At 54.7% G+C, this 16,496-nt stretch carries 13 protein-coding genes; 9 read left to right on the forward strand and 4 right to left on the reverse strand.

Going from position 1 to position 16,496, the window contains the following annotated elements:
* Positions 1–55 precede the first annotated feature (55 nt).
* The 4 genes from AC5RE1_RS07790 (at position 56) to AC5RE1_RS07805 (ending at position 5,051) form a co-directional block, all read left to right on the forward strand.
* Positions 56–655, forward strand: a complete 600-nt coding sequence (locus AC5RE1_RS07790) for an acyltransferase (protein WP_285084398.1) — start codon at positions 56–58, stop codon at positions 653–655.
* On the forward strand, positions 655–1,755 hold the full coding sequence (locus AC5RE1_RS07795) for a DegT/DnrJ/EryC1/StrS family aminotransferase (RefSeq protein WP_103632005.1): 1,101 nt from the start codon (positions 655–657) through the stop codon (positions 1,753–1,755). Before AC5RE1_RS07790 ends, AC5RE1_RS07795 begins: the two co-directional genes overlap by 1 nt.
* A 7-nt stretch (positions 1,756–1,762) precedes the next feature.
* Positions 1,763–2,746: a Gfo/Idh/MocA family protein gene (locus AC5RE1_RS07800; protein WP_179369815.1), complete on the forward strand. Its 984-nt coding sequence runs from the start codon at positions 1,763–1,765 to the stop codon at positions 2,744–2,746.
* Between the two features lie 100 nt (positions 2,747–2,846).
* The gene (locus tag AC5RE1_RS07805; protein ID WP_219585339.1) at positions 2,847–5,051 is read left to right on the forward strand and encodes a cell wall-binding repeat-containing protein; all 2,205 of its coding nucleotides are present in this window, start codon (positions 2,847–2,849) and stop codon (positions 5,049–5,051) included.
* A gap of 71 nt (positions 5,052–5,122) precedes the next feature.
* On the opposite strand, the gene AC5RE1_RS07810 is transcribed toward AC5RE1_RS07805, so the two are convergent.
* Complete coding sequence (locus AC5RE1_RS07810; RefSeq protein ID WP_285101070.1) at positions 5,123–6,286, reverse strand: glycosyltransferase family 4 protein; 1,164 nt, start codon at positions 6,284–6,286, stop codon at positions 5,123–5,125.
* The gene (locus tag AC5RE1_RS07815) at positions 6,283–7,638 is read right to left on the reverse strand and encodes a lipopolysaccharide biosynthesis protein (protein WP_285084401.1); all 1,356 of its coding nucleotides are present in this window, start codon (positions 7,636–7,638) and stop codon (positions 6,283–6,285) included. Before AC5RE1_RS07815 ends, AC5RE1_RS07810 begins: the two co-directional genes overlap by 4 nt.
* A 65-nt stretch (positions 7,639–7,703) precedes the next feature.
* Between AC5RE1_RS07815 and AC5RE1_RS07820 the strand changes: the two genes are divergently transcribed.
* Entirely contained in the window at positions 7,704–8,933 is a 1,230-nt protein-coding gene (locus AC5RE1_RS07820; protein WP_493938558.1) for a glycosyltransferase, read from the forward strand.
* Between the two features lie 66 nt (positions 8,934–8,999).
* Here AC5RE1_RS07820 and AC5RE1_RS07825 read toward each other — a convergent pair whose 3' ends face one another.
* Positions 9,000–10,148 (reverse strand): glycosyltransferase family protein, encoded by a 1,149-nt coding sequence (locus AC5RE1_RS07825; RefSeq protein WP_257878420.1) that lies wholly within the window; start codon positions 10,146–10,148, stop codon positions 9,000–9,002.
* A gap of 122 nt (positions 10,149–10,270) precedes the next feature.
* Between AC5RE1_RS07825 and AC5RE1_RS07830 the strand changes: the two genes are divergently transcribed.
* The 3 genes from AC5RE1_RS07830 (at position 10,271) to AC5RE1_RS07840 (ending at position 14,466) form a co-directional block, all read left to right on the forward strand.
* Positions 10,271–11,563 carry a nucleotide sugar dehydrogenase gene (locus AC5RE1_RS07830; RefSeq protein WP_006681362.1) on the forward strand — a complete coding sequence of 431 codons (1,293 nt, stop codon included), beginning with the start codon at positions 10,271–10,273 and terminating at the stop codon, positions 11,561–11,563.
* 168 nt (positions 11,564–11,731) lie between these two features.
* Positions 11,732–13,525: an NTP transferase domain-containing protein gene (locus AC5RE1_RS07835; protein ID WP_493938561.1), complete on the forward strand. Its 1,794-nt coding sequence runs from the start codon at positions 11,732–11,734 to the stop codon at positions 13,523–13,525.
* Between the two features lie 14 nt (positions 13,526–13,539).
* Positions 13,540–14,466, forward strand: a complete 927-nt coding sequence (locus AC5RE1_RS07840) for a DMT family transporter (protein WP_006681360.1) — start codon at positions 13,540–13,542, stop codon at positions 14,464–14,466.
* Positions 14,467–14,530: 64 nt separating this feature from the next.
* On the opposite strand, the gene AC5RE1_RS07845 is transcribed toward AC5RE1_RS07840, so the two are convergent.
* Positions 14,531–15,367 (reverse strand): NAD-dependent epimerase/dehydratase family protein, encoded by an 837-nt coding sequence (locus tag AC5RE1_RS07845; RefSeq protein WP_493938563.1) that lies wholly within the window; start codon positions 15,365–15,367, stop codon positions 14,531–14,533.
* Between the two features lie 218 nt (positions 15,368–15,585).
* Between AC5RE1_RS07845 and AC5RE1_RS07850 the strand changes: the two genes are divergently transcribed.
* A complete protein-coding gene (locus tag AC5RE1_RS07850; protein ID WP_006681358.1) occupies positions 15,586–16,470 on the forward strand; it encodes a glycosyltransferase family 2 protein in 885 nt (294 codons plus the stop codon).
* Positions 16,471–16,496 lie beyond the last annotated feature (26 nt).

The following is a 16,496-nucleotide window of genomic DNA, read 5'->3' on the forward strand; positions in this document are numbered from 1 at the left end:
AGAGGAAAGAAACGTCGCCGGTACAGTAGGAGTGTTGCCTATGAAAGGATGACCGGTGAGTATTCAAGCAAGCGCGGATGTGAGCGAGAACGCCTCAGTTCCGCCTTCGTGCGCGGTTTGGCATTGCGCTCAGATTCGCGAGGCCGCGATTCTGGGCGAGAACTGCATCATCGGTCGTGGCGCGTATATCGGCGAAGGTGTCAGGCTGGGAGCTAACTGCAAAGTTCAGAACTATGCCTTGGTGTACGAACCTGCCCTATTGGGTGACGGAGTTTTTATTGGGCCAGCAGTCGTCCTGACAAACGATCATTTTCCACGAGCAGTGAACGTAGATGGCTCCATCAAATCTGCTGATGATTGGCAACCTGTCGGCGTCACAATTGGTGATGGAGCTTCGGTGGGCGCGCGAGCTGTTGTGGTTGCTCCCGTCTCAATTGGTCGTTGGGCGATGGTTGCAGCAGGCGCTGTTGTTACGCGAGATGTTCCAGACTATGCCCTTGTCGCTGGTGTTCCTGCCCGACAGGTTGGCTGGGTAGGAACGGCTGGCGTTCCACTGAAAGAGATTGAGGGACAACCGTCGCGTTTGCGTTGCCCCAAGACGGGTGAAACCTACACTGTCGTTGGCGATACTGTCCTGACGAAAGACGATGACTGATGCCTGCAATGATTCCTGCCGCCCATCCCCTTATCGGCGAAGAGGAAGTAGACGCTGTTTGCCGAGTTCTACGTTCTCGAATGCTTGCCCAGGGTAAAGAAGTCGCCGCATTTGAAAACGAGTTTTCAGCTCAGCTTGCTGGTGGCGCCAATGCCGTTGCCGTTAATTCAGGAACTTCTGCGCTTCATTTGGGTCTTCTTGCATCGGGGGTCGGCGTCGGCGACGAGGTTATTGTTCCGTCGTTTACTTTCGCGGCAACGGGCAATGCAGTTGTACTCGCCGGAGCAACGCCTGTTTTTGCTGACATTGATCTTGATACGTTCTGTCTGAGTCCCGCTTCGGTTGAAAATGCAATCACTGAGCGAACGAAAGCCATTATGCCGGTTCACCTCTATGGTCATCCGGCGCCGATGAATGAGCTGAAAGCGCTCGCGGACAAATACTCGCTTATGCTCTTTGAAGACGCGGCCCAAGCACACGGGGCTCAGCTTGATGGTCAATTCGTTGGAACATTTGGAGCATTTGGAGCTTTCAGTTTCTATCCGACGAAGAACATGACATCCGGTGAGGGTGGCATGGTGACGACAACGGATCAGACGATTGCACGAAACGTTCGTCTTTTGCGTAACCAAGGTATGGAACAACGGTATGCGAATGAGCTGGTTGGCTTGAATAACCGCATGACCGACATCCATGCGGCAATCGGGCGGGTGCAATTGACGAAAGTTGGACAGTGGACCAAGCAACGTCAAGCTCATGCCGCATTCTTTGACACTCATTTAGAAGGAGTAATTGTTCCTCGTGTCGCTGAGGGAGCGACTCACGTATATCACCAGTACACGATTCGTCTGATTGATACTGATCGAGACCGTTTCATGAAGGCATTGGCTGAGGAATGGGGAGTGGGAAGCGGAGTGTATTACCCGATTCCGAATCATAGGCTTGAGTCATTGAAACCCTATGCGCCATCGACCGAACTCGACAATACGCTTCGCGCTGCGCGCGAGGTATTGTCGTTGCCCGTATATCCATCCTTGATCGACCAGCAACGTGAACGCATCGTTGAAGCCGTGAACACGCTTGCTCGCGCTGGGGCGTGAGGTTTCGATGACTATTCGTTTGGGTATCGTTGGCGTTGGCTCAATGGGGCGCCATCACGTTCGCATTGCTCGACAAACCGATGGAGTTGAGCTGGTTGCCCTTGTTGATCCAGCAGGAGATCGCTTTGGTGTCGGCAATGGCATGAAAGTTCTGCCTGGCGTTGATGACATGATTTCCCAAGGTATTGATGCGGCGATCGTTGCTGTACCGACGGTGTTCCATGAGCAAGTGGCACTGAGCCTTGCTGACGCTGGTGTTCACACATTGGTTGAAAAGCCACTTGCCACGTCATACGAAGCGGGCAAGAAGATCGTTGAAGCATTCGATAATGCTGGTGTTATCGGTGCTGTTGGCTACGTTGAGCGCTGTAACCCTGCGCTCATGCAAATGCGTCAGCGCATCGCTGGCGGTCAGCTTGGAAGAATTTTTCAGATTTCAACCAGGAGGCAATCACCTTTCCCGGCGCGCATCTCCGACGTCGGTGTAGTGAAGGATCTGGCAACGCACGACATTGATCTTGCGCAGTGGGTGACGGGGAGTAGCTATCGGACAATCTTTGCCCAAACGGCGTATCGTTCGGGGCGCGAAGATGAAGACATGCTGGTTGCTTCGGGCTGTTTGGATAATGGCATCTTGGTCAACCACCAGATCAACTGGCTTTCTCCCTATAAAGATCGCACGACGATTGTCGTTGGAGAGAAGGGGGCCCTGGTCGCCGATACTGCGATGGCGGACCTGACGTTCTACGAAAACGGCTCAACACGCGTTCAGTGGGATCAAGTGGCAGCTTTTAGGGGTGTCAGTGAGGGAACAGTGACTCGCTATGCGATTGATAAGCGTGAACCTCTTGTTGTTGAACAGGAGAACTTCCGCGATGCGATCAACGGTATAGGGGCGAATCATGTTTCGATGCGTGAAGCTTTAGAGACCCTACGAATCACGGAAGCGATACTGGAGTCTGCGCGCGAAGGGTACGCGGTGACCCTGTAACAAATAGGGGCTCAATGGCGTGATACTGGTGAATTCACATTGTTTCCATTAACAACATGTGTCACACTAGCAACATCTGTCACCGCGTTTTGGAGTAATTGTGCGCCGATTGTCTATTGTGTCGCTTCTGAGTGTGGGCGCGTTAGCTGCTGCTCTTGCCCTTCAGCCATCGACGCCTTCGACTGCTACTGACTTAGTTCTTCCCTCTGACATGGATGTTGCTCCTGCCACGGTTTCCATTGCTGATATTCATGGCATGGAAGACATCGCTGAAGCTCCCATGGAAGAAAAAGTCGCTCCAAGTGAATACGGAACTGGTGAAAGTGAAGATCCGTTCCTTGTTGAGGTTGAACAGCGCTCTCTTCACAATGCTTCCGAAGTAGTTCCCGAAGAGAATGAAGAATCTGTTCTGCACGTCGCGTCTGATCTTCCTTCAGGTGTTGTTATTGCCGGTGTTGTGTTCGAAGACGGTATTAAAGAAGGCGCAGTCACGATCGCATACCGAAGCGAAGCCGATGGTATGTGGTCTGGCTGGACAGACGTCGAACTTGAGGATGCTGTTGCTGAGACAATGACGCAGAGCACGAATCCCATTTATCTTGAGGATGCCTCGAAAATCGAAGCTGTCGTGAAAGCGGCGCCTGGCACTGATACTGATGTCCAGGCCCTGGGGAACGTTCATGTGAGCGTGGTGTACACCGAAACCCAGGAAAATGAACTTGGCTCTGATTCTTCGTTGAAGAAGGTTGACTTCAAGGAGCAACCGGGCGCGCGTGCAGTGAATACTGGTGTACGAGGCGCCTCGTACAACACTGGAATGCAGGGACTGAATATTTTGTCCCGTGGCGAATACGGTCTGCCATGGTCGTCAGGTTGGACTCCTGAAGCGATTAGGCCTCAGGGTGTTGTTATCCACCACACTGCCTCGGACAACAGCTACTCTAAGGCAAGCGCCGCGGCGACGGTGAAGGGTATTTGGAATTTTCACACCAACGTGAATGGTTGGGGTGATGTGGGCTACCACTTCCTCGTTGATCGCTATGGCACCGTATATGAAGGTCGCGAAGGATCTTTGACTGGCTTCTACGAAGGCGGTCATGCCTACGGTGCGAACACGAACACGCTGGGCATTTCTGTTGTCGGAAACTTCGTCTACGAAGAACCGCCATATGTAGCTCAGAACTCCGTGGCAAAGCTCGCTGCGTGGCTCTTTAAACGAATCGGTATCGAGGATCCCTACAAGGGCATCTGGGTTCAGGGGCAGCCAGCCGGTGGTCGTTGGATTCCAGCATTGTCGGGTCACCGTGACGTCGGGGGAACAGAGTGCCCAGGTCAAGCGTTCTATGACAAGCTTCCGCGTCTGCGTAAGGTTGTTGCCAGCCTCGTTAAAGGCAACAACGCTTGGATTGACGGAGCAGGCAATGTTCAGGAGACTCCCAGAGCTGTTCCCGCTGAAGGCGGACGTCTTTCGGGCGCAGACCGCGATTCCACCGCAATTGCCATTTCGCAAGCGCGTTTCCCCTCGGGAGCGACGACAGCCTATCTGGTGAACCGCCTGTCGCCGGTTGATGCTTTGGCTGCCGGCGTCGTTAAAGACGGGCCAATTCTCTTCGCTTCACGCGGGGGAGTGAAGCCTGAAACAGTCAACGAAATGAGACGCCTTGGTGTTTCAAAGGTCGTCATGGTTGGTGGAACCGGAGTCTTGCCAGATTCGCTCTGGAACTCGCTCCCGGGTGTTTCTCGAGTGCGCTTGGGCGGAACTGATCGTTTTGATACTGCTCGTCGTGTTGCTTCATACGTGTTTCCCACGACATCCGCAGCGGTTTACGTTGCAGATGGCTTGGGTGTGAACGGCGTTGGCTCAGCTGACGCTCTGGTTGCTGCAAACGCCGAAGACGGGCCGATTCTCTTGGCGAAGCCGGGAGTTGGCTTGGATAGTGCGTCTGCTTCTTTGGCATCAAAGCTGGGTGGAAAGAGGTATCAGCTGGGCTCGGTGTCGCTAGCTGCTGGTGCCACCTCGCTCGGAGGGACAGACCGGTACTCCACGTCGGTTGCTTCAGCGCGTCATTCGTATCCGACAAAGCCTTCAATTGTCTATCTTGTCCGCGGCGATGTTTTCATGGATGGTGTTGCATCAGGCACCCTCACGGATGGTCCTCGTCTGTTGACCGAAACCGCTTCACTGCCCTCCAGTGTCTGCGACTACTTGAAGGACGTTAAACCCAAGAAGGTTGTCGCTCTAGGCGGAACCGGTGCTGTTTCAGACGAAGTTCTCATGAAAGCCCGGATGTGCGCAAGTAGGTGACCAGAAACAGCAAAGTGGGCGCGAAAGGAGAATTCCTCACAACGCCCACGGTGTTTTCGGACTCCGCGCGCTCAGAAGGCTGTTGAGTGTGTGAGCTGACTGTAGATATCCCGTAGTTGTTCGATTGCGCGTGTGACACTGCGATTCTTTTTGACCCAGCGTGACGCATGCTGAGCGCGTTCTTCACGCTCAGATTCGTTCATGCTCAACAGGGCTGTCATCTGGGATGCAAGGGATTGCACATCGCGCTCCGTTACGAGATGTTCACTCCACGATGGTGCGACCATTTCAGGAGTTCCACCGACCCGATTCGCGATAACGGGGGTCCCGCACGCTTGCGCTTCAAGAAGGACAAGTCCGGCGGCTTCGGCTCTACCGTTCGTTGTTTGGGTGGGGAGTACGAGGCCGGTCGCGCAACGCATCCACTTGCGGACCTCTTCCTTTGTTGCGCGTCCGAGCACGTGAATTGATGGGTCGGCGGAAGCGGCCTTGTCGACTTGAGAACGTAGCGGCCCATCTCCGATCAGGACAAGGCGATGGGGGTACGAACTTAAGAGGGAATCGTGAGCAGAAAGCAGGTCGGGGATCCCTTTGAGCTCGCTCAGCGCTCCGACGAAAAGCAGGATTGGATCATCGGTGGCAAGCGGAGATTGTTCGCCGGTGATGGAAGAAGTGGCGGGAGTCCACCAGCTGGTGTCGACGCCTTGGTAATGAACAGTCAGTTTGCGGGCATCTACTCCAGATTGAACAGCTTTGTCAGCAAGGAACCTCGACACGGCGAGCACCTGTGTAGATTGATGGAACGCAGCCTCAATATTGAGGTCATTCCAATATGCGCCGGCTCTTCTCGGTATAGAGGGAAGATGGATTCCAAGGTTGGAATGATGATAGGCATCCCCACCGTGCACGGTTGTCACCAGTGGAACACCGAGCTTGCGTGATGCTCGAGCCGCTGGAAGAGACCACGTTGCCTGCTGTTGATGAATGATGTCGGGGTGGCTGGCAACAATCATGCGTGTCATGGCGTGCCCATACGCCCATTTCGCAGCGCGTTGAACTGTAGGGGCAAGACGATCGGGAACCACCTGGAGAACAGGAATGCTCATTGATGGATCATCGATGAACGCCGTACGAGTCACGATGGTCCAGTCGATATCCGGCATTGCGAGCGCATGGGCGGTGGCGAAATACGTGGGAGGAATCGACAGGGTACCTTTGGCAAGTGTGACTTTCATTCGGTATCTGCCTGTTCAACGGTCATGGGCGCCACGCCACTAGTGCGTGGCGTAACGGGGTAAGACTCCGTATTGTCAGACTTATCCCAGACTCTAGCAACGCGAACCGTGAGCGCGGTGAGGCCGGCAAGTAACAGTGCCTGGACGATGGAGACAACCCAGAGCGTGGTGACGATCGGAAAGCCTGCGCCACCCATGATATGGATGATTCCAAGGGGAGTTGCCGCATACACGCACGCGAATGCGAGCATCAGACCTTGCCTGTCTGTGACAACGAAAACCGTTGAAATCGGCGATGTCACGACATTGAGCAGAAGCCAGGGGAGGAGGGCTTGAGCAATCAGCCCAGACTGTTCCCAACCGACCCCCAAATACCAGGGGAACAACGAAGGAGCGATCAAGGCAAGCAGAACGAAGGGACCGATGGAGGCGAAGAAGGATAAACGGATCGATCTACGGACTGTCATCAACAGCGTTCCGCGGGGTGCAACAGCGAGGGAACGATAGGTCACTTGAGAAACTGCGCTGGTGATCAGAGCTACGGGCGCTTGCATGAGGAGCCACGCTTTGGCAAACTGCCCCTGCGGATCAGCTGAATACCACACGCCAATGAGCAGGACGATTCCGTTGACTCGCACAGCATCAACCAACGCATTGGGAGCGTTCAGTAACGGCATTCGCCGATAGCGGCGCAGGAGTTGCTTCGTGGTGCGTCCGCCAGTCTCGGGGGCGACGAGGCTCGATCGGCCACGATACAGCAGAGTAGAAGTAGAGAGGATCTGCCCGAAGAACTGGCTGAAAAGCTGACCCGTTAGGGGAGCTAAGCCAGCAAACGGGGCTCCGATGCGGCTCAACTCAATACCGGCAGAATTGAGCACCCTATTTGATGAAATGACTGAGAATCGTTCGACTCGAGTGAGCCAGTAATTCATCACTGACGTGACGGAAAGGCACATGACAACAATGCCTGACCAGCCAAGAATCCCCGCCAATTCCTCGTGGTTTAAAGCGCGGGAAATCGGGCGGGCAAAGATCCAACAGAATACGGATGTCAGTACTGCAACGATGGATGTCAGCGTGAGCGAAACGCGGACAAGGCGTCGCGCCTCGTTGTCACGGTCGGGAAGCACGATTGCCATGTCGTATCTGCCAGCACTCACGCCCGCGACAATCTGCGCAACAGCAAGGAACGCAGCAAATGATCCAATATCTTCAGGAGTATAGAGGCGCCCGATGATGGGGGTTGTCACAAGGACAATCAGCTGTGCAATGACGGTTCCCGTCAGAAGCGTCGAAATATGTGCCAGCTGAGGATGTTCAGCTCGCATTCGACGCAGGATAGACGGACCCATACGTGCAATTGTGCCATTACGGTGTCTGCTTGGAGTATCAGGGGAGAGTGCTGCACACTTAAAGAGTGAAACGACGACGCTCACCATCGCGATCAAAGGCTCGTGTCGTTATTGCGACCCGTACTTTTACGCCTGATCCAGCTGCCGCGGCACTTCGCTTGAGTGCTCTCGCTCGTGCCCTGCATGCGCGCGGGGCTCAGGTGAGTGTTTTCACCTCAAAACCCGAAAAATCACTGCGGAGCCTCCCACTCCCATCGTGGATGAACGATATCGACGTCAGGCGCTGGCCGGTTCTTCGTGACGCAACGGGAGCAGTACGCGGATACGTTCCCTATATGTCTTTCGACGTTCCGCTCTTTTTCCGCCTGCTAACGGCGAAACGCCCAGATGCAGTGGTAAACGAACCGCCACCGACCACCGGTCTTGTTACCGCTATAGCATGCGGTATACGGCGTATTCCTCACATTTACTATGCGGCGGATATCGTGTCGGACGCGGCGCGCGCCCAAGGAACCACTGGACTTGTCGTTGACGCGGTGACGTGGATGGAACGAACCGCAATGAAGCGAGCAACGGCAGTCATCGCCGTATCCCAGGGTGTCGCGGATCGAGTCCAGGCCATTTCAGGTCGGGAAGCAGTCGTCGTCCCCAATGGCATTGATACGACCCGCGATGAAACAAGCGACGGCAAATTGAGCGGGGATCGTGGCCTCGTCCCCGAAGGATTCCCCCAAACTTCAGGCCCCGTCTTCCTTTACGCGGGCACAGTCGCCCAGTGGCTCGCTCCGGAGATCTTTATCGATGCGTTCGAAAAGGTGAAGGAGAAGCTTCCGGAGGCGCGCCTCATTTATTTAGGGCAGGGGAGTGCGTGGGCGCAGTTGCGCGATCGCGCTCGCGGGATTGCTGGAATTGAATTCCACCCAACTGTCAGCGCCGAGGAAGCCCAACGCTGGTACGCGCTCGCCACTGCGTCGCTTGCCTCAATGAAGCCCGGCGCCTACGACTACGCGTATCCGACGAAGATTTTATCGTCCCTTTCAGCGGGAACTCCTGTTATTTTTGCTGGTCCCGGGCAGGCTGCACTCGACGTGGCGGAAGCAAACCTGGGGTGCGCAGTTGATGTAGATGTCGATGCGGTGTGTGATGCGATGGTTGAGCTGTCAACTCTTGATGACAATGATCCGCGCTGTGATCGTGCGCGCCTTCATCGCTGGGTTGTAGAACACCGATCGGTTGCGGTCTCATCTGCGCGAGCTACCGCAATCGTGCTGGAAGTGGCTCAATCTTCACGCTGAGTTTCAACAGGGGGTCACTTCGGGGAACCTGCGACTCAATGTGCTGATGTGGGAGCGAACTATTCGTTAAGAACATCCCAACATGTCGCGCATGATTCCGCGTGCGACTTCAGCTTCCTTCTCAAAGCAGAGCTCGGGTGCGGCGGTGTGCGAAGCCTGTTTGAATTGGTCAACCACTTCTGGTGTCAGCTGGCGCAGGGAATCAACGATTTGAGGAACCTCGTACCCGGCGGAGATGACGCCCAGTTCGTGTTTTTCGAGTAAAGCGGTCATTTCAATGCTCGGCCCAATTGCCAGGGCAAGACGTGCCTGCACAAAGTCGAAGAACTTATTGGGTAGCGTGAGGCGTGCGTTTGTTGTCACCGGTGGCATCCAGAATGCACCAATGTCGTAGGCGTTCAGGGTGGCCGGCAGGTCAGCGGGAGCGACAGGATCGTGGAAACGAACGAGGTCCGAACCGGATGCTCGCGCCTTCAATTCTTTGAGATAAGCGCCCTTATCCCCACCGGGCACCACGTACAGGTCAAGGCTGAAATCGCCGTCCGTAGCCAGGGTTGCGTCGATCGTTGTTTCGAGGCTACGCCCGGGCACTGCCGCACCCGAATGGACGATGCGTAGTGGCCTGTGTGTAGGAGTAGTTGATGGCGTGAGGTCCGCGAAAGGAGCGGCATTACGCATGAGCTGCGGGCGAACACCATAACGGCGCTCGTAGAGCTTCATAATTTCTGTGCCAACCGTCGTCGCATTCGCGACCCTGGGAAGATAACGCTCACAGACCGAATCGATCCACGGCGCAATAAGGATCCTCCACGCTGCAACGTGGGTGCGCTCTTCAGGTGCCCACTCGTGCAGGTCAGCCCAGATCGGTGCAGACTGGGCGGCCTCGTACGCAAGCGGAAGTGCGCGCGCATCGTTGGCGATCACTGCGTCGAAGTGACGTGCCCGTAAGTCGTCAATGACTGCGCGCGTGCCGGGGGCTGCCAAGTCCGATGCGCGGTGGCAATGAAGTGCCAAGCACGCAACTCCCAGGGGAGTCTGGGGCAACGAGGCCGCGCCTGCTGGGATTTCAACATGATGCGTGGAATAGGGCGTTGCAGGACCGTATCCGCAGGTCGTGATGTCACCAAACTCAGCAACGACGCTGAGCTGACGCAGTACGCGGGCATCGCGCATAAGCGGAGAAAATGAGAGGACCAGAATTTGGGGACGCGACATGGAATTCATTCTATCTATCTGTTGTGTGCGCCCACGGATACCGGCGCTCCGCGCGTGAATCAAGAGAGTCACGGCTTCTTCAGCGCATACTTGATGGCGAACAGAGCCCTGAAGGAGTACCCGTGCGTATCGCTGTTGTTGCCCTCGGAAAAATTGGACTGCCACTGGCCGTGCAGTATGCGATGAAAGGGCATGACGTCATCGGCGTCGACGTGAATGAAACGACCGTTGACCTGGTGAATAAGGGCGTCGAACCTTTCCCAGGTGAAGCGCACCTTGATGAATACGTGCGCGACGTTGTTGCTTCAGGGGGCTTGCGTGCGACAACGTCGTATGAAGAAGCGATTCCCGGCGCTGACGCTGTTGTCCTTGTTGTTCCGCTTTTCGTTAATGACACGACGTGGGAGCCGGATTTCGGGTGGATGGATGATGCGACGCGCTCGCTGGCCACGCATCTCACTCCGAATACTCTTATCTCCTACGAGACCACGCTGCCCGTGGGTACAACCCGCAACCGGTGGAAGCCAATGATTGAGTCGATTTCGGGATTGAAGGAAGAGCAAGACTTCCATCTCGTCTTCTCGCCCGAACGTGTGCTGACCGGACGAGTCTTTGCTGACCTGCGTAAATACCCGAAGCTGGTTGGTGGGCTGAACGATGCGGGAACAGCAGCGGGTATCGCTTTCTATGAAGCGGTTCTCGACTTCGATGAGCGCGCTGACCTGCCTTCCCCCAACGGAGTCTGGGATATGGGAAGCGCCGAGGCTGCAGAGATGGCGAAACTCGCTGAAACTACCTACCGCGATGTCAACATTGGCTTGGCCAACCAGTTTGCAGTCTATGCGGACAAGGTGGGGATTGATGTTGAGCGAGTGATCGACGCGTGCAATTCCCAGCCCTACTCGCATATCCACCGTCCGGGGATCGCAGTGGGAGGGCACTGTATTCCCGTCTACCCGCGCCTCTACCTGTCGACCGACCCGGATGCATCGATCGTGCGCACTGCGCGTTCCTACAACGCGACGATGCCGGAATACGTTGTGTCTCGCGCGGAGTCCGTGCTGGGTTCGCTAGCGGGGCTACGAGTTGCGGTTCTAGGCGCCTCGTACCGGGGGGGAGTGAAAGAGACGGCGTTCTCCGGCGTGTTCGCCACGGTTGAGTCTCTGCGCACTCGCGGGGCAAACGTCGCCGTTCATGATCCGATGTACTCAGACGATGAGTTACGAGGCTTCGGGTGGGAGCCGTATCATCTGGGGGCTGATGCGTGCGACTGCGCCATTGTTCAGGCCGATCATGCACTGTACCGCACGCTCACCCCAGCGGATTGCCCAGGAATTCGTCTGCTACTCGATGGGCGTCGCGTGACCTCACCCGAGTTGTGGGCGGGGGTGCCACGCGTCGTTATTGGTGAATAACGTGCCAGAAAGTCGATGAAGTGCACGTATTTGCTTCGTTGAAGTCGATTGAAAATATGTGAAATACGCAAAAATGCGTGACATCACCACGCTGTGTGTTCATAATTATTTACACAAGGCTTATGTTTGAACGTGAGTCTCGGAAAACAATTCTTGAACGGATGGCTGATGTCTGCACCACTGTCACACGCGCAATTCGATGTTCTTTACGCAGTGAACTGTAACGAAGGAACGCTTACTCAGCGTGAGATCCAAGCAATAACGGGTATGTCACTAGGACGTGTGAACTCGGCTGTTCGTGAGCTTGAAGCGAGCGGGTATCTTGCGGCCCGTCAGATCACTGACGCTGGCCTGGAAGCTCTCGCGCCATATGCTGTCGATAACGCAGTCATTATGGCAGCAGGTCTCTCATCACGTTTCGCCCCCATCTCCTATGAACGACCGAAGGGGACCCTGCGTGTTCACGGAGAGGTTCTGATCGAACGCCAGATCGAGCAGCTCCACGAAGCCGGAATTACAGACATCACCGTCGTTGTCGGTTACAAGAAGGAATACTTCTTCTACCTCGTCGAAAAATACGGCGTGAAAATCGTTGTGAACTCCGAATACGCCACGCGAAACAACAATGGTTCGCTGTGGCTGGTACGCGACAAACTGGCCAATACCTACGTCTGCTCGTCCGACGATTACTTCACCGAAAATCCTTTCGAATCCCACGTTTACCGCGCCTACTACTCTGCCCAGTATGTTGAAGGTGAGACCGATGAGTGGTGTCTGACAACCGGCGCTGGCGGTCGCATTACCGGCGTTGAAGTTGGCGGACATGACGCGTGGATCATGCTTGGCCACGTCTACTTCGACCGTGAATTCTCAGCCACGTTTGTGGAGATCCTCGAGCGCGTTTATCACCTTCCAGAAACCACCCCGAAGCTCTGGGAACAGATCTATGTCGACAACATCAAGCAGTTCTCGATGGTCATGCGCACATACCCTGCTGGCCTGATTAACGAATTTGATTCTCTTGATGAACTTCGCTCTTTTGACCCGTTCTTCATGGAGAACGTTGACTCCGAGATTTTTGACAACATCACGGCAACATTGAACTGCGATGTGAATGATATCCAGGATGTCTACCCCCTCAAGCAGGGAATTACTAATCTGTCATGCCACTTTGCTGTGGGAGACAAAGAGTATGTCTATCGCCATCCGGGCCTGGGAACTGACAAGATCGTGGACCGACAAGCCGAAAGCGAAGCACTGAATCTGGCGAGTGAACTGGAACTAGACTCGACATTCCTTGCTTCCAACCCGATTCAAGGATGGAAGATCTCTCGCTTTATCCCCGATTGTCGCAACCTTGACGTGACGAATCCCGACGAGCTTCGTCGCGCGATGCAGATGTCCCGACGCCTACATGACAGTGGGAAGACTCTCACTCGCAACTTTGACTTCGTCACTGAAGGTCTGCGATACGAAGAGATTCTGAAACAGTTTGGTCCCATCGACGTACCTGGATATGAGGAGCTTCGCACCAAGGTCCTTCGGCTGAAGACACACGCCGATGCGGACAACTTCCCGCTGGGTCCCAGCCACAACGATTTCTTCAACCTGAACTTCCTTGTTTCTCAGAACGGGCATCTTGACCTGATCGACTGGGAATACGCGGGGATGTCCGATATCGCTGCTGACTTCGGGACAATGGTCGTTTGCGCGACCGATCTCACCGATGAGCTTGCTACCCAAGCCCTCGAATACTATTTTGGCCGAACACCCACCCCAACCGAACAGCGTCACTTCTGGTCATACGTTGTCTTTGCTGGGTGGTGTTGGTACATCTGGTCCCTCGTAAAGGAAGCAGAGGGCGACAACGTCGGTGAATGGCTGTACATCTACTACTCGCACGCAACCGGAAAGCTCAACGAATTACTTGCTGCGTACGAGAACGCCGAGCTGGATAACTGAAGAGGAGACACGCAATGAAGTGGGGTATTTTTTCGGGTGCTCTCTGGGGCTTGGACACGTCGATCCTGGCTCTCGCACTAGTCTTTGTCCCGTTCCTCGATGCGTCAGAATCATCGCTTTCATCCGCGCTACTGCACGATGTGACGGCCGCCCTGGTCCTGCTTGTTTATATGGGCCTGAGAGGTCGTCTACGTGACTCTTTAGCTGCGGTGAAGACTCGATCGGGTCGAGCCGTCATGCTCGGCGCATTGCTGGGTGGTCCGTTCGGTATGACCGGGTACCTGATTGCGATCAATCACATCGGGCCGGGCTTTACGGCCATCATTTCCACCTTCTACCCGGCCGTGGGTACCGTTCTGGCGTTCGTATTCCTGAAAGAACGTATGAGCCCCAAGCAGATTATTGCTTTGCTCGTAGCTCTTGGAGCCATTGTGATGATCGGCTATTCGTCCACGCAGACGGTTACCGAGGGCAACCCTGTCCTTGGCGTCATTGCCGCTCTTGCCTGTGTTTTTGGTTGGGGCTCCGAAGCTGTCATTCTCGCGTGGGGAATGCGTGACGATGCCGTTGACAACGAGACTGCCCTCCATATTCGTGAAACAACATCGGCGCTCGTGTATGTCATTGTTGTTGCTCCGATCGCTGGGGTCGTCGGGTTTACCCTCCGTGCAATCCCGACGGTGGGAACTGGTGTGATCGCGATTGCCGCAATCGCCGGAACGGCTTCGTATCTCTTCTACTACAAGGCCATCGACACAGTCGGCGCCTCGCGAGGGATGGCACTGAACATCTCTTACTCTGCGTGGGCGGTGATCTTCGCATTCCTTTTGCAAGGGACCGTTCCCAGCGTCCTACAGATCGTGTGCTGTGTGGTTATCTTGGTGGGTACGGTTCTGGCTGCTACGCCGAACTGGAAGGAACTGCGTTCGCAGTTCACATAGGATCCTGGTCAAAAAGGTGTGGCCTCCCTGTCTGTAGGGAGGCCACACCTATGTGAACGCGAAGTCAGTTCTTTGCCATGATCTGGTTGATGATCGTTGGATCGCCCCAAACGCCGGGGGAGTCATAAGGACGATCGGGGAAGGCGCCGTACTCGAGTGTCAAAGAAAGATTGTTTTCCTTGATGTATGCCTCAACGCGGTCAGCCAATGAGATCGGTTGACCCGAGCACGCGTTAATGATGCCCGTGTACTCATCCTGCGTCACGATCGCGGCGATCTGTTGCGCTAGACCATCAACGGAAATGAAATCGTACAGATTCTTTCCCATGGTGAAGGGGAAAGATGTCTTGCCTTCTTCATCAGCCTGAAGAAGCTTGCTGAAAATGGAATTACCGAATTTGTCATCGCCGACGATGTAGTAGCCACGGATCCATTGCATCAATGAGCCAGTTTGAGAAGCGCGAATAGCGGTGAGATCACGCAGAGCATTCTTTGCTACTCCATAGAGGGACGCGGGGTGGCAGGGGGTGTCAGCATCAATAGCGCCTTCCCAATATCCGACCTCATGCATTGAGCCCATCACTGCAATCTGAGACAACCCACCTTCAAGCAGATTTGAGATGAAGTGGTAGTGGGAAGCCAAATCGTCCACATGCGCCTGAGAATTGTGCTTGAAACCGTCCCTCCAGGCCATGTGAAGCACAACATCGGGCTTGCCTAGCTGCTCGTAGATGTCAGCGTCGCCTGAAAAGATATTGACGTTCAGGCGTTTAGCGCGTTCATCGATTGCGTCAAACTTCAAATCCACGACAGAAACATTGACGTCATGCTTCAGCAGAGCGTCGACGACATGGCGACCAATATAGCCACCGGCACCAGTAACGAGAACAGTCTTTCGCATAGGTGTGATGGTATCAGTTGGCTTTGCCATTACCTCGTATAAAACGAGCTAAATCAGACACCGTGAGCTGAAAAATATAGGTGAGGGTTCGCGCACTATCTTGGCGTTCCCTGTAGGTTCTGCCGAGATAATAATCGAGCAACTAAGATGGAGTTATCTGAAAGGTAGAAGCCAGACCCGTTGTCTACCTTCCCCCGAAGAATCTGAGAGATTGAGCTATGCATACCCTCGACATTATGTTGCCGTTTTGGGGCGAACCGTCGTACCTCTTTGAAACAGTAGAGGCCGTTCGTAACCAAAGCGTGGGCGGATGGAAGTTGACGGTTGTTGATGACTGCTACCCAGATCCGCAGGTGGGCGAGTACTTCTCGCACCTTGATGACGAGCGCGTGACTTATATTCGCAATGAAAACAATCTGGGCATCACCCAGAACTATGAGCACTGCGTTGAACTTGCCTCGGCGGAGCTCATTATGTTGCTTGGATGCGATGATGTTCCAGAACGCGACTTCGTCGAACGAATCTTGAAGCTTCACTCTGAATTTCCCTCTGCATCCATTATCCAGCCGGGAGTTCGAATCATTGATGAGAGCAGCTCTGCGGTCACTCCTGTTGTCGACCGGGTTAAGTCCCTACTGCGACCTGATGCGCAGCGGCCTCGTCTGTTGTCCGGTGAGGATCTTGCCGTATCGCTGTTGCGAGCCGATTGGTTGTACTGGCCTTCGCTCGTCTTCAAGCGTGAGGTTTTTGAAACAACGCAGTTCCGTCCGGGTTTCCCGATTATTCAGGATCTTGCGCTTGTCATGGATGTCATCGTGGCTGGAGGCTCTCTGCTCTTCGATCCCTATGTATGTTTTGCATACCGTCGTCACGCTGAATCTGCATCGTCGACTGCACTTTTTGATGGCCGTCGTTTCCAAGGAGAACGCGATTACTTTGCAATTGCCGAGAAGCTCGTATTGAAGAATGGCTGGAGGCGCGCTGCACGTGCTGCGCGTATTCATTCAACGTCGAGAGCACATGCTCTGACTTTGCTTCCCCAAGCCTTGAAGCAGAAGGATAACGCGGCTGTCTCGCAACTTCTGAAGCATGTGATTTCGTAGTGTATCAGAGCACACTGAAAGAGGTT

The sequence above is a fragment of the Actinotignum sp. usb-actsch-rep-73 genome (genome assembly GCF_059082735.1).

Bases quoted from the DNA above. Each gene is read 5' to 3' on its own strand.
- AC5RE1_RS07835 (WP_493938561.1), top strand. From the start codon at position 11,732: ATGTCTGCACCACTGTCACACGCGCAATTCGATGTTCTTTACGCAGTG.
- AC5RE1_RS07810 (WP_285101070.1), bottom strand. From the start codon at position 6,286: ATGAAAGTCACACTTGCCAAAGGTACCCTGTCGATTCCTCCCACGTAT.
- AC5RE1_RS07800 (WP_179369815.1), top strand. From the start codon at position 1,763: ATGACTATTCGTTTGGGTATCGTTGGCGTTGGCTCAATGGGGCGCCAT.
- AC5RE1_RS07825 (WP_257878420.1), bottom strand. From the start codon at position 10,148: ATGTCGCGTCCCCAAATTCTGGTCCTCTCATTTTCTCCGCTTATGCGC.
- AC5RE1_RS07845 (WP_493938563.1), bottom strand. From the start codon at position 15,367: ATGCGAAAGACTGTTCTCGTTACTGGTGCCGGTGGCTATATTGGTCGC.
- AC5RE1_RS07850 (WP_006681358.1), top strand. From the start codon at position 15,586: ATGCATACCCTCGACATTATGTTGCCGTTTTGGGGCGAACCGTCGTAC.
- AC5RE1_RS07795 (WP_103632005.1), top strand. From the start codon at position 655: ATGCCTGCAATGATTCCTGCCGCCCATCCCCTTATCGGCGAAGAGGAA.
- AC5RE1_RS07815 (WP_285084401.1), bottom strand. From the start codon at position 7,638: ATGGGTCCGTCTATCCTGCGTCGAATGCGAGCTGAACATCCTCAGCTG.
- AC5RE1_RS07840 (WP_006681360.1), top strand. From the start codon at position 13,540: ATGAAGTGGGGTATTTTTTCGGGTGCTCTCTGGGGCTTGGACACGTCG.